This is a genomic window from Kitasatospora sp. NPDC059146, assembly GCF_042786665.1.
Lineage (GTDB): Bacteria > Actinomycetota > Actinomycetes > Streptomycetales > Streptomycetaceae > Kitasatospora.
Map to the genome: position 1 here is coordinate 1 of NZ_JBHZCY010000204.1, position 10,443 is coordinate 10,443.

The 10,443-nt window shown below is 72.9% G+C and carries 12 protein-coding genes; 2 read left to right on the plus strand and 10 right to left on the minus strand.

What is annotated here, in order from left to right; all coding sequences use genetic code 11:
* Positions 1-143: 143 nt before the first annotated feature.
* From ACFXPX_RS42090 to ACFXPX_RS42105, 4 genes are all read right to left on the minus strand, one after another.
* Entirely contained in the window at positions 144-2,714 is a 2,571-nt protein-coding gene (locus ACFXPX_RS42090) for an ABC transporter permease (RefSeq protein ID WP_380525650.1), read from the minus strand.
* An 18-nt stretch (positions 2,715-2,732) separates the two neighbouring features.
* Positions 2,733-3,518 (minus strand): ABC transporter ATP-binding protein, encoded by a 786-nt coding sequence (locus tag ACFXPX_RS42095; protein WP_350509632.1) that lies wholly within the window; start codon positions 3,516-3,518, stop codon positions 2,733-2,735.
* Positions 3,519-3,774: 256 nt separating this feature from the next.
* Complete coding sequence (gene ssuE / locus ACFXPX_RS42100) at positions 3,775-4,329, minus strand: NADPH-dependent FMN reductase (RefSeq protein WP_360244294.1); 555 nt, start codon at positions 4,327-4,329, stop codon at positions 3,775-3,777.
* Between the two features lie 48 nt (positions 4,330-4,377).
* Positions 4,378-4,635, minus strand: a complete 258-nt coding sequence (locus ACFXPX_RS42105; RefSeq protein ID WP_375895894.1) for a putative leader peptide — start codon at positions 4,633-4,635, stop codon at positions 4,378-4,380.
* On the opposite strand from ACFXPX_RS42105, the gene ACFXPX_RS42110 reads away from it, so the two are divergent.
* Positions 4,634-5,917, plus strand: coding sequence for an LCP family protein (locus tag ACFXPX_RS42110; RefSeq protein ID WP_380644968.1), 1,284 nt, complete (start codon positions 4,634-4,636; stop codon positions 5,915-5,917). The two genes, ACFXPX_RS42105 and ACFXPX_RS42110, sit on opposite strands and share 2 nt — an antisense overlap.
* A 44-nt stretch (positions 5,918-5,961) precedes the next feature.
* Here ACFXPX_RS42110 and ACFXPX_RS42115 read toward each other — a convergent pair whose 3' ends face one another.
* The 3 genes from ACFXPX_RS42115 to ACFXPX_RS42125 all read right to left on the minus strand — a co-directional run bounded on the left by ACFXPX_RS42115 (position 5,962) and on the right by ACFXPX_RS42125 (position 8,017).
* Positions 5,962-6,765: an arylamine N-acetyltransferase gene (locus tag ACFXPX_RS42115; protein ID WP_380644969.1), complete on the minus strand. Its 804-nt coding sequence runs from the start codon at positions 6,763-6,765 to the stop codon at positions 5,962-5,964.
* A 179-nt stretch (positions 6,766-6,944) separates the two neighbouring features.
* The gene (locus ACFXPX_RS42120) at positions 6,945-7,445 is read right to left on the minus strand and encodes a peptidylprolyl isomerase (RefSeq protein WP_375897342.1); all 501 of its coding nucleotides are present in this window, start codon (positions 7,443-7,445) and stop codon (positions 6,945-6,947) included.
* 122 nt (positions 7,446-7,567) lie between these two features.
* The gene (locus tag ACFXPX_RS42125) at positions 7,568-8,017 is read right to left on the minus strand and encodes a MarR family winged helix-turn-helix transcriptional regulator (RefSeq protein ID WP_375897339.1); all 450 of its coding nucleotides are present in this window, start codon (positions 8,015-8,017) and stop codon (positions 7,568-7,570) included.
* 127 nt (positions 8,018-8,144) lie between these two features.
* Between ACFXPX_RS42125 and ACFXPX_RS42130 the strand changes: the two genes are divergently transcribed.
* Positions 8,145-8,741 carry an NAD(P)H-dependent oxidoreductase gene (locus tag ACFXPX_RS42130; protein WP_375897336.1) on the plus strand — a complete coding sequence of 199 codons (597 nt, stop codon included), beginning with the start codon at positions 8,145-8,147 and terminating at the stop codon, positions 8,739-8,741.
* Positions 8,742-8,775: 34 nt separating this feature from the next.
* Here ACFXPX_RS42130 and ACFXPX_RS42135 read toward each other — a convergent pair whose 3' ends face one another.
* The 3 genes from ACFXPX_RS42135 to ACFXPX_RS42145 form a co-directional block, all read right to left on the minus strand.
* Positions 8,776-9,252 (minus strand): GNAT family N-acetyltransferase, encoded by a 477-nt coding sequence (locus ACFXPX_RS42135; RefSeq protein WP_380644970.1) that lies wholly within the window; start codon positions 9,250-9,252, stop codon positions 8,776-8,778.
* A 60-nt stretch (positions 9,253-9,312) separates the two neighbouring features.
* Positions 9,313-10,179 (minus strand): oxidoreductase, encoded by an 867-nt coding sequence (locus tag ACFXPX_RS42140; protein ID WP_380644971.1) that lies wholly within the window; start codon positions 10,177-10,179, stop codon positions 9,313-9,315.
* 168 nt (positions 10,180-10,347) lie between these two features.
* Positions 10,348-10,443: acyl-CoA dehydrogenase family protein (locus ACFXPX_RS42145; RefSeq protein WP_157849844.1), on the minus strand; the 96-nt coding region annotated here is incomplete at its 5' end.

Below are 10,443 nucleotides of genomic sequence, written 5' to 3' on the forward strand. Positions count from 1 at the left end.
GGGGGGGTGGGGCGCCGCGGGTCCCGGGGGGGGGGCGGGCCGGGGGGGGGGGGGGGGGGGTGGGGCCCCCCGGCCCCCGCCCCCCGTTCCCCACGGTTCCCCCCGTTCCCCCGTGGGGTGACCCGACGTCCCCCGTCGCCGGGTCAGTCCGTCGCGATGGCCGCGAGGACGTTCATCCGTCCGGCCCGGAAGGCCGGTACGAGGGCGGCGACCAGACCGATCACCACCGAGGAGACCAGCGTCACCACGACCGTGGTGGTCGGGACGGAGAGCGTCCCGAGGCCCTGGTCCCGCAGCACCCGCTGGGCGGTGACGCCCCAGGCCAGGCCCAGCCCGGTGCCGAGCACGGCGCCGAACAGGGCGATCACCACGGACTCCAGGCGGATCATCCGGCGCAGCTGGCGGCGGGAGAGCCCGATCGCCCGCAGCAGGCCGATCTCGCGGGTCCGCTCCACCACCGAGAGGGCCAGGGTGTTGACCACGCCGAGCACCGCGACGGTGATCGACAGGCCGACCAGGCCGTAGATCAGGTAGAGCAGGGTGTTGACCTGGGACTGCACGAGCTCCTTGTAGCCGGCCTGGTCCTTGACGGTCAGCTGCGGGTACTGCCGCAGCGCGTCCTCCAGGGCGGTGAGCGTCTTGGCGACGTCGGTGCCCGGGGTGGCCTTGGCGAAGAAGGTCCGGACCGGAGGCTGCTCGGCGGCCGGGACCACCTTGGTCGCGGTGTCCAGGTCGACGAAGGTCCCGTCGCCCAGCAGTCCGCCCTTCTGGAACACCACGCCCACCGGCAGGGTCTGGGTGCGGCCCTTGCCGTAGTCGACGGTCACCTGGTCGCCGACCTTGAGGCCGTGGTCCTTGGCGAAGTTCTCGCCGATCCCGAGCGAGCCGCGGCCGATCGAGTCGACGGTGCCGGAGCTGACGGTGGGGTGGAAGTCCGTGCCGAAGAACGTGGCCGGCACCGCCGTGAGGTCCGTCCTGGCGCTCTGTCCGCCGGACAGCCGGACCTTGGCGCTCTGGAAGTTCTCCTGGGTCGTGACGTGGTCGATGCCCGGGGTCCGCTTCACCGCGTCGATCATCTCCCCGGTGACGCCCGTCGGGCCGCCGCCGATGATGTAGTCGACGCCCACCGACCTGTCGATCTGCTCGCTCGCCGACGTCACCGCCGAGGAGCTGAACACCGAGGAGCCGATCACCAGCGCCAGCCCGATCATCAGCGCGGCGGCGGTGGCACCGGTCCGGCGCGGGTTGCGCATCGCGTTGCGCTGGGCGAGCTTGCCGGAGGGCCCGAACAGGGCCGGGAGCAGGGCGCCGAGCACCTTGATGACGACGGTGGCCAGCAGCGGGCCGAGCACCACGAAGCCGATCAGGGTGAGCAGCAGGCCCAGGCCCAGGAGCTGCCCGCCGGTGCCCGCCTTCTCCGCCGTGCCGGCGAGCACCAGCAGGCCGGCGCCGCCGCCGGTGAGCAGCACGCCGAGGATCGTCCGGACGACGTTGGAGCGGGCCTCGGCCGGGGTGCCGTGGTCGCGCAGGGCGGCCATCGGGGCGATCCGGCTGGCCCGGCGGGCCGGGATCCAGGCGGCGATCACGGTGATCAGGACGCCGACCGCGTAGCCGGCCGCGAAGACGTCGGGCCCGATCACCAGGTCGCTCGCCTTGAGGTCCATGCCGATCGCGTTCATCAGCTTGATCAGGCCGACGGCGACGCCGAGGCCGACCGCCACCCCGAGGGTCGAGCCGAGCACGCCCAGGATCAGTGCCTCGACCAGCACCGAGCCGTTCACCTGGGCGCGGCTGCCGCCGATGGCGCGCAACAGGCCGATCTCGCGGGTGCGCTGGGCGACCAGCATCGAGAAGGTGTTGATGATCAGGAAGCCGCCGACGATCAGCGAGATCCCGGCGAAGCCGAGCATCGCGTACGTCATGAAGTCGAGGCCGCTGCCGATGGACTTGGTGTTCTCGTCCTTCTGCTCGGTCGCGGTCTTGACCTGGTAGCCGCCGCCGACCTCGGCGAGGGCGTCGGCCTTGAGCTGGTCGTCGCTGCGGCTGCCGTCGCCGTAGGCCTCGACGGAGGTGTAGGCCTGCTCGCCGAGCAGCACCTGCTGGGCGGTCGGGGTGTCCAGGAAGGCCAGCGCCGCACCGGGGTTGGTGGTGGTGAAGGTGGCGATGCCGACGATCGTGTACGGGTGCTGCCCGCCCGCGTTGTCGACCCGGATCCGGTCGCCGACGGCCAGCTTGGCCTTCTTGGCGGTGTCCGCGTCCAGCACCAGTTCGCCGGAGTCCTGCGGGACGTGCCCGGAGGTGAGCTTCACCGCGTTGCGCGGGGTGTCGGTCCAGTTGCCGACCAGGGTGGGTGCGCCGCTGGTCGGGCCGACCAGCTTGTCGGTGGCCGGGTTGACCAGGATCGCGTTGCCGACCATCACCTGGCCGACGGCGGTCTTCACGCCGGGCAGCCCGGCGATCCGCTGGGCGAGCGCGGCCGGGACGGTGGCGGGCTTGTCCCCGGCCTGCGGGTCCTCCTCGTCGGCCGGCTTGGGCGGCTGGACCGAGACGTCGGAGGCGGTCGCGGCGAACAGCTTGGAGAAGGTGCTGGTGGCGGTGTCGGAGAACACCAGGGTGCCGGAGACGAAGGCGACCGACAGCACGACGGCGATGAGCGAGAGCGCCATCCGGCCCTTGTGGGCGAAGAAGCTCCGCAGTGAGGTCTTGAGCAGCATGGTTTCGTCGTCCCGCCGTCAGCTGGTGCGCTTGCCGTCGAAACGGCGCATGCGTTCGAGGACGGAGTCGGCGGTCGGCGCGTGCATCTCGTCGACGATCACGCCGTCGGCGAGGAAGAGCACGCGGTCCGCGTAGCCGGCGGCGACCGGGTCGTGGGTGACCATGACCATGGTCTGGCCCAGTTCGTCCACCGAGCGGCGCAGGAAGGTCAGCACCTCGGCGCCGGCCCGGGAGTCCAGGTTCCCGGTGGGCTCGTCGCCGAAGATGATCTCGGGGCGGGCGGCCAGGGCGCGGGCCACCGCGACGCGCTGCTGCTGGCCGCCGGAGAGCTGGGTGGGGCGGTGCTTGAGCCGGCCGGCCAGGCCGACGGTCTCCACCACCTGGTCCAGCCAGGCCTGGTCGGGTCTGCGGCCGGCGATGTCCATCGGCAGCGTGATGTTCTCCAGCGCGTTCAGGGTCGGCAGCAGGTTGAACGCCTGGAAGATGAAGCCGATCTTGTCCCGGCGCAGGCGGGTCAGCTGCTTGTCCTTGAGGCCGGTGATCTCGGTGTCGCCGATCCGGATCTGTCCGCTGGTGACCGTGTCCAGCCCGGCCAGGCAGTGCATGAGGGTCGACTTGCCGGAGCCGGAGGGGCCCATGATCGCGGTGAAGCGGCCGCGCTGGATGTCCACGTCGACCGCGTCGAGCGCGGTGACCCTGGTCTCGCCCGAACCGTAGGCCTTGGTCACCTGGCGGGCCGAGGCGGCGACGGCGGACGGTCCGCCGGGAAGCTGGGGGTCGTACACGGCTGCTGCCGTCGTCACTGGAGTCTCCTAAGAAGTGGCCCACCCGTCGACCCCCACCCTTCCGACGCGGTCGGCCGGCGGACCCGATCGGATCGGGCCGCGCACGGTGGGGCGGGGATGTAGGAACCACGTTAGGAGCCGGTCCCGGTCGGCTCGTCCTCCGTCGGAATGAAGCGCTGCAACCAAGGTTCTACGGGTGCGGCGCCCCCTCCCCCTAGGGGGCGCCGCGGGCCTTCTCGGGGACGCCCCGTACGGGGTCGGGCCCGCCGGCGGCTCAGCCGGTCAGCACCGGCGCGGCCAGCCGTTCCAGGGCGTCGGCGAACCCCTCCACGACGGGGACGAGTTGGGCGTCGGTCTCGCACTCGACGAGGGTCCGGCCGTCCTCCCCGGCGGTGATGTGGCGGTCGAGCACGAACCAGCCCTGGGTGATGTGGCCGGCGCCCATCGAGCTGAGCACCGGGCGCAGCGCGTAGTCCACGGCGAGGACGTGCGCGGGCGAGCCGCCGGTGGCCAGCGGCAGGACGGCCTTGCCGGCCAGCGCGTACTGCGGGAGCACGTCCAGCAGGGCCTTGAGCAGGCCCGAGTAGGCGGCCTTGTAGACGGGGGTGCCGATGACGACGCCGTCGGCGCGGGCGAACAGCTCGGTGACGGCGACGATCCCGGGGTGGTCGAAGTCGCCGGACAGCAGGGCCTGCGCGGGCAGGCTGCGGGCCTCGAAGGGGATGACGTGGTGGCCGCGGTCCACCAGGCGCGCGTCGACGTGGCGCAGCAGCCGGGTGGTGCGGGAGGTCGCGGACGGGGAGCCGGAAACGGACAGGACGGTGGCCATGGGTTCACCTCTGGCTGGAAGCGGGTCGGGGGTCTCGACGGGCGCGCTTCAGCGACGACAGAGCGAACCGGACACACGCTGGAGGTCGACGTGGCGCCGACGCGTGAGTGCCCGACTCTGATCCATGTCGAAATGCAAACACGGTGCGTTCGAACCGGTCAAGGAACGTTTCAGCAAGCGGAACGGGGGTGACGGGCGCATTTCACGCCGGAACGATCCGGTACGTGCATCAAAACTGCTACAAGAGGCCTGGCAGGGGCCCCGGGGGGAGTCAGCCGGACCGGGGTCGGGCATCCTCGACGGCATGAACACGTGGCAGGAGGGCCGCCCGGGCGGCGGAGGCAACCCCTACGGAGGCAACGGCGGCGGCCCGGCGTCCGAGCGACCGCTGCCGGCCTCCCTCAACCCGCGCGGGGCCGGCGCGCCCGCCCCCCGGCAGCCGGAACCGCCGCACCGGCTCGGCGGCGTCCCGCCGCAGGGCGCCCCCGGCGGCCCCGGACGGCCGGGCCCCGGCGGCCCGGGCGGACCGGGCCGGCCCGGCGGCCCCGGCGGCCCCGGTGGTCCCGCCGGAGCGCGGCCGGGCGGCGCGCAGTCCCGGCGCTGGCCGCGGCGGCGGGTCGTCAAGTGGACGGTCTTCGGCCTGCTGATCGCCGTCATGGTGACCTCCGTGTCCACCTGGTTCTGGGCGGACTCCAAGCTCAACCACGACAACGTGCTGGCCGGCTACCCGGGCCGCCCGGCCGCCGGCAAGGGCACCAACTGGCTGATCGTCGGCTCCGACAGCCGCGAGGGCCTCAGCGAGTCCCAGATGGACACCATGCACACCGGCCACGACGTCGAGGGCAAGCGCAGCGACTCGATGATGATCCTGCACATCGGGGACAACGGGAACACGCTGATGAGCATCCCGCGCGACTCCTGGGTGCCGATCCCCGAGTTCAGGACGAGCGCCGGGAAGACCGTCAAGGCCACCACCTCGAAGATCAACTCGGCCTTCGCCACCGGCAACGGCCGCCTCCTGGTGCAGACCGTCGAACTCAACACCGGCATCCGCATCGACCACTACGCCGAGATCGGCTTCGCCGGGTTCGCGGGCATCGTCGACTCCGTCGGCGGCGTCGAGATGCACATCGACCAGGACATCAAGGACAAGGACTCCGGCCTCGACCTCAAGGCCGGCGACCAGACCCTCAACGGCACCCAGGCCCTGGCCTTCGTCCGCCAGCGCCACCAGATGGCCGACCAGGACCTCGGCCGGATGCGCAACCAGCAGAAGTTCCTCGGCGCCCTCGCCCACCAGGCCGCCTCCCCGGGCACCGTGCTCAACCCGTTCACCTTCTACCCGCTGGTCGACTCGGCGCTCGGCACCCTGATCGTCGACGACGACTGCGGGCTGACCGACCTGGGCTCGCTCTTCCTCGCCATGAAGGACGTCAACGGCGGCGGCGGCAAGACCATGACCGTCCCGATCGGCAACGCCGACTACCACACCAAGACCGGCGAGTCGGCGGTGCAGTGGGACGCCGCCAAGTCCAAGCAGGTCTTCGAGGCGTTCAAGAACGACACCGCGGTACCCGAGTTCAAGTAGCCGCCGCGCGGGGGCCCGTCCGACGGCGGGGCCCCCGCGCGCGTTCAGGCCGGGACGGCTCCCGGCAGCCGGTCGAGCACGATGCCGAAGTGCTCGCGGTACGCGGACAGCGCGTCGGCGTCGGTGAGTTCCTCCTCGGCGCGGGTGCCGTCCGGGGCGGTGCGGACCAGCCGGGTGCCGTTGAGGGTGGTGCGGCCGCCGTCCGCGGCGAGCATCGAGCAGGTGGTCCCCCGGGCGAACGGGGACTTCGGCGAGGTCGCGTGCCACCAGCAGGTCGGGGTGAAGTCGGACAGCGGGTGCGGGTGCCGGCCGACCCGGTACTGCGGCACCCCGTCCAGCAGGACGTCCAGGTCGCCGTCGTCGCCGTACGGCCGCAGCAGCGCCGTACCGTGCGGGTCGCTCTGGGCCCCGCGCCCGTCCAGCCGCACCGGGTGCCGGGTGAACCGGCCGAACCCCACGTCGACCAGCCAGGGTTCGTCCAGGTCGACCCGCAGCGCCAGGTGGTCGAACGGCGGCCCGGGCCGCTCCCCGTCGAACACCCGGGCCGCCAGCAGGCTCACCCGGTACCCCAGCGACGTCAGCAACTCGGCGAAGGCGCCGTTGAGTTCGTAGCAGAAGCCGCCGCGCCGCCGGTCCACGACCTTCGCCACCAGCGCCGCCGGGTCCAGCACGATCGGCTCGCGGAGGTGGACGCTCAGGTTCTCGAACGGGACGGCCCGCAGATGGGCCTCCTGCAAGCGCGCCAGACCCGCCGCCGACGGCTCCCCGGGATCCGGCACCCCGATCCGCTCCAGGTAGGCCGTCCGCGCGGCCGGGACCATTCCCTCGTACGCATCTTCATGATCCACCCGCCCATTCTCCACCCGGGCGGCAGGGGTGCGGCATCGGTCCTTCGGCCTAGGATGCGCCCCGGGAGGCACCGTGGGAGGCACCACGGAAGACACCACCGCCCCGGAGCGGGGGATCGGCGGATCCGACTCCCCGCTCCGGGGCGGTGGCGTGCGTCAGGGGCCCAGGAGGGCTGCGGTCAGACGGACTCGACCTCGCCGGACTTGGCGATCTTGATGACGGCCGAGGTGCGGCCGCTCTGCGAGCCGAGGCCCTCGATCTTCTTCACCAGGTCCATGCCCTCGACGACCTCGCCGAAGACGACGTGCTTGCCGTCCAGCCAGTCGGTGACGATGGTGGTGATGAAGAACTGCGAGCCGTTGGTGTTGCGGCCGGCGTTGGCCATCGACAGCAGGCCCGGGCGGGTGTGCTTGATCTTGAAGTTCTCGTCCTCGAACTTCTCGCCGTAGATGCTCTTGCCGCCGGTGCCGTTGTGGTTGGTGAAGTCACCGCCCTGCAGCATGAAGGCGGGGATCACGCGGTGGAAGCCGGAGCCCTCGTAGCCGAAGCCGTTCTGGCCGGTGGCCAGCTCACGGAAGTTGCGCGCGGTCTTCGGGACGACGTCGTCGTACAGCTTGAAGACGATGCGGCCCGCCGGCTCGTCGTTGATGGTGATGTCGAAGAAAACGTTGGAACCCATGCAGGGATCATGGCACGAGCGGCCGCGCGTCGCGCGCCACCCCCGTAGGGGGCGAGGTCACGGCGGCGTGTTATCCCGCTCGTCCCGCTCGCCGCCCGGCGTCGGGCGGCCGCCGGTGGGGCTCAGGCCTTGAGCTTGCGCCAGACCGTCTCCAGGGCGGCGATGTCCGCCGGGTCCAGCCGGTCGGTGAACACCGGGGCCAGGGCGGCCCGCCGGGTGGCGTCCGCCTCGGCGAAGAGCGCGCGGCCCCGCTCGGTCAGCTCGATCCGCACCGAGCGCGCGTCCGAGGCCGAGGGCGTCCGGGCCACCAGCCCGCGCCCGGCCAGGGCGTCGACCACCCGGGAGACCTGGCTGCGGCTCAGCATGGTCTTGGCACCGAGGTCGGAGGCCGCCACCGGCTCCCGCTGCCCGGCCAGCCAGAGCATCACCTCGAACCAGGACAGCGGCAGCCCGTGCACCCGGGCGAGCTCCCGGTCCACCCGGGCGGCCAGCGTGGTGCCGGCCCAGACCAGGCCGTAGAAGGCGTGGTCCTGCTCCGACAGGGGGCCCAGGGAGAGATCGGCGCGGTCCATGCCGTTCATCGTACCGAGGTTGCGTGCGTGTGCACACAGTGCCGGGCGTCCACGGGCGCCCCACAGGCCGCGACCGCAACGGCCGGCCAGTAGCATCGGCCTCCAACCAGCCTGAGGGGGGCGGAACATGAACCGGATCGGGGTCTACCTGGCACATCCGCGGCCGGGCAGCTTCAACCACGCGCTGTACCAGGCCGTGGTGGACGAACTGCGCGGACGCGGCTGCGAGGTGCGGGCGCACGACCTGTACGCCGACGGGTTCGCACCACTGCTCACCGCCGGGGAGACCGGCACGGTCGACGACGCCGGGACCGCCACCGACCCGCAACTCGCCGCGCACCGCGCCGAGGTGGCCACCCTGGACGCCCTGGTGCTGATCCACCCCAACTGGTGGGGCATGCCGCCCGCGGTCCTGGCGGGCTGGGTGCAGCGGGTCCTGGCCCCCGGCGTCGCCTACAAGCTCGGCACCGCCGACGGCGAACCCGCCGGACTGCTGCGCGCCGGGCGGGCCCTGGTGCTGAACACCTCGGACACCCCCGAGGCCCGGGAGCGCGAGGAGTTCGGCGACCCGCTGGAACGGATCTGGGCGGCCTGCGTACTGCCGTACGTCGGCGTCACCGACGTCCGGCGGACGGTGTTCCGCACCGTCACCGGCGCCCCCGCCGCCGAGCGCGCCGAGTGGCTGCGACAGGCCCGGGAGCAGGCGGCCGCGCTGCTCGACTGAGCCGGCCCGCACGGTGCGGGGCGGGACAGGGCGGCTACAGCTCCACCTCCGCCACGTCCTGGTCGCCGCTCAGCTCGCCGGTGGGCCGGAAGCCCAGCCGGGCGTAGAACCCGGCCGGGCCGTCCGGGCCCGGGTGGTAGGTGACCGTCGCCCGGGTGCCGCCGCGGCGGCGGATCTCCGCGCAGACCTGCTCGACCGCGAACCGGCCGTAGCCGCCGCCCTGCCGCCCGGCGTCGACCAGCAGGCGCCACAGGCCGGAACGGGGGCGGTCGTCCGGCCGCCCGGGGTGGAAGCGGATGTCGAAGAAGGCCATCACGAAACCGACCGGCCGGCCGCCGTCCAGGATCAGCCGGGGCCAGGCCGTGTCCCCGTACACGTACGCCTCGGCCAGCGACTTCGCCACCGGGGCGACCAGGCCCTCCTGGTCGGGCCGGACCCGCAGGGCGAGGGCGGCGTCGATGTTCTCGGGGGTGAGCCGGGCGAGGCCGAGCGTGTCGGTCGTGGTGCGCATGGCGGGCAGCCTAGGCAGCCGGGCTGCCCGCCGTCGCCCTGATTCCCCCCGCGAGCGGGGTCAGCTGCCGGCCGGGAAGTCCGTGCCGCGGCCGACCGCCGCCCAGGCCTCGGCCTCCTTGCGGGCACCGTCCAGGTTGCCGAGGACGGCGTCCACCGCGTCGGTGCCGAGCGCCAGCCGCAGCGGGGTCCGCTCGGCGGCCAGCGCGGCCAGGATCGCCGCGGCGGCCTTCGCCGGGTCCCCCGGCTGCTTGCCGTCGGAGTCCGGCAGGCCGGTGCGGACCGGGCCGACCAGCGGCTCGTAGGCCTCGATCGGGGCGGAGTGGGCCAGCGCGCCGCCGCCCGCGAAGCCGGTCCGGAACGACCCCGGCTCGACGACCAGCACCTTGATCCCGAAGCCGGCCACCTCCTGGGCCAGCGCCTCGGAGAGCCCCTCCAGGGCGAACTTGGTGGCGGAGTAGGCGCCGACGCCGGGGAAGGAGAAGCGGCCGCCCATGCTGCTCATCTGCACCACGGCGCCGGCGCCCCGGGCCCGCATGTGCGGCAGTACGGCCCGGGTGAGCGCGGCCGGGCCGAAGAAGTGCAGCTCCATGAGGTCGCGCAGCTCGGCGTCGGTGGTCTCCTCGACGGCGCCGATCACGCCGCGCCCGGCGTTGTTGACCAGGACGTCGATCCGGCCGTGCCGCTGCACGGTCTCGGCGACCACGGCGAGGATCTGCTCCTGGTCGGTGACGTCCAGCCGCACCGGGACCAGCCGGCCCGGGTGGGCGGCGGCCGGTTCGGCCAGCGCCTCGGGGCGGCGGGCCGCCGCGACCACGGTGTCGCCGGCCGCCAGGGCGGCCTCGGCGATGGCCTGGCCGAAGCCGGAGTTGGCGCCGGTGATCAGCCAGACCTTGCCGTCGGTGCGCTGCTCGGGGGTGCTGCTCATGATCCGTGGACTCCCGCAATGATCGTGCTCGGCAAACGAGTTGACGATCATTTATGACATCCGGCAGCCCGCCCGTCCAGGAAGGTTCGATGCCGGACGAACAGCCGGACGATCGACGGCCCCCGACCGCACGGCGGCGGTCGGGGGCCGTTGCGAAGGTCCTGGCGACTACGGCAGGTTGCGGGCCATCACGATCCGCTGGACCTGGTTGGTGCCCTCGTAGATCTGGGTGATCTTCGCGTCCCGCATCATCCGCTCCACCGG

Coding starts and splice junctions, on each gene's coding strand:
- ACFXPX_RS42090 (WP_380525650.1), bottom strand. CDS start 2,714: ATGCTGCTCAAGACCTCACTGCGGAGCTTCTTCGCCCACAAGGGCCGG.
- ACFXPX_RS42110 (WP_380644968.1), top strand. CDS start 4,634: ATGAACACGTGGCAGGAGGGCCGCCCGGGCGGCGGAGGCAACCCCTAC.
- ACFXPX_RS42140 (WP_380644971.1), bottom strand. CDS start 10,179: ATGAGCAGCACCCCCGAGCAGCGCACCGACGGCAAGGTCTGGCTGATC.
- ACFXPX_RS42120 (WP_375897342.1), bottom strand. CDS start 7,445: ATGGGTTCCAACGTTTTCTTCGACATCACCATCAACGACGAGCCGGCG.
- ACFXPX_RS42125 (WP_375897339.1), bottom strand. CDS start 8,017: ATGGACCGCGCCGATCTCTCCCTGGGCCCCCTGTCGGAGCAGGACCAC.
- ACFXPX_RS42105 (WP_375895894.1), bottom strand. CDS start 4,635: ATGCCGTCGAGGATGCCCGACCCCGGTCCGGCTGACTCCCCCCGGGGC.
- ssuE (WP_360244294.1), bottom strand. CDS start 4,329: ATGGCCACCGTCCTGTCCGTTTCCGGCTCCCCGTCCGCGACCTCCCGC.
- ACFXPX_RS42130 (WP_375897336.1), top strand. CDS start 8,145: ATGAACCGGATCGGGGTCTACCTGGCACATCCGCGGCCGGGCAGCTTC.
- ACFXPX_RS42135 (WP_380644970.1), bottom strand. CDS start 9,252: ATGCGCACCACGACCGACACGCTCGGCCTCGCCCGGCTCACCCCCGAG.